Annotated in this window: 1 protein-coding gene; it reads left to right on the top strand. The window is 68.4% G+C overall.

The features are described 5' to 3' along the window. Positions 1-1210, top strand: a 1210-nt coding sequence (locus tag ABTY20_RS35270; RefSeq protein WP_352001218.1) for an ISL3 family transposase, incomplete at its 5' end; no start/stop codon positions are given. Positions 1211-1247 lie beyond the last annotated feature (37 nt).

The raw sequence follows: 1247 nt of genomic DNA on the forward strand, positions 1-1247 counted from the left end.
GACCAGGCAGGTCAAGGCCGTGGTCAAGGAGTTAGCGGGCCGGGCTGGATCGCGTCTGCTGGCGATACTCGCGGTGGGCCTGTCGCGTCACACGGCCCTGCGCACCCTGCTGAGCATCCCGTTGACCACCGGGCGGGTGCCCCGCGTGATCGGCGTCGACGACTTCGCCCTGCGCCGGCGTCACCGCTATGCCACCGTGGTGATCGACGCCGAAACCCATGAACGGATCGACGTGCTGCCCGACCGCACCGCCGACACGCTGGAAGCATGGCTGCGCGAGCATCCGGGCATCGAGATCGTGTGCCGAGACGGCTCCGCGACCTACGCCGAGGCCGTCCGTCGCGCCCTGCCCGACGCAGTCCAGGTCGCCGACCGGTGGCACCTGTGGCACAACCTGTGCGAAGCCGTCCTGGGCGAGGTGAAGGCACACAGCACCTGCTGGGCCGCTGTGCTGGACGCGCCCATCTACGACGGGCCCCGCGCGCAGACGACCCTGGAACGCTGGCACCAGGTCCACAACCTGCTCGAGAAGGGCGTGGGCCTGCTCGAGTGCGCCCGCCGACTGCAGCTGGCCCTGAACACCGTCAAACGCTACGCGCGGGCCGACCGGCCCGAGCGGATGCTCCGCGTCCCCAAGTACCGCGCTGGCCTCGTCGACCCTTACCGCGAGCACCTGCGCAAACGCCGTGCCGAAGATCCCGCCGTCCCCGTCCAGCGCCTCTTCGAAGAGATCAAGGTCCTCGGGTTCACCGGCTGTCTGAACCTCCTGCACAAGTACATCAACCAGGGCCGCGCGGACGCCGACCGCAGCCACATCTCCCCGCGCCGACTCGCCCGGATGATCCTCACCAGGCCCGACAACCTCAAGGCCGAACATCACGGTCTTCTGGCACGGCTTACCGCCGCCTGCCCCGAGATGACCCAACTGGCCGCCGCTGTTGAGGGCTTCGCCAAACTCCTGACGCCTTGCGCAGGAAACGCCGACGGGCTCTCGCGCTGGATCGTCGAGATTCGCTCAGCCGATCTGCCCCATCTGCGCGCCTTCACCCGGGGCTTGGACCGAGACCGCGACGCCGTGAACGCCGCACTCACACTTCCGTACAGCAACGGCCCCACCGAAGGTGTCAACACCAAGACCAAGCGAATCGCGCGCCAGATGCACGGCCGAGCAGGCTTCACCCTGCTCCGCCACCGCATCCTCCTCGGATAGAGCCACCCTCTGTCACCACCGAATGTGAGACAGGGCC

This window comes from Streptomyces sp. NPDC126497 (assembly GCF_040302425.1).
Lineage (GTDB): Bacteria > Actinomycetota > Actinomycetes > Streptomycetales > Streptomycetaceae > Streptomyces.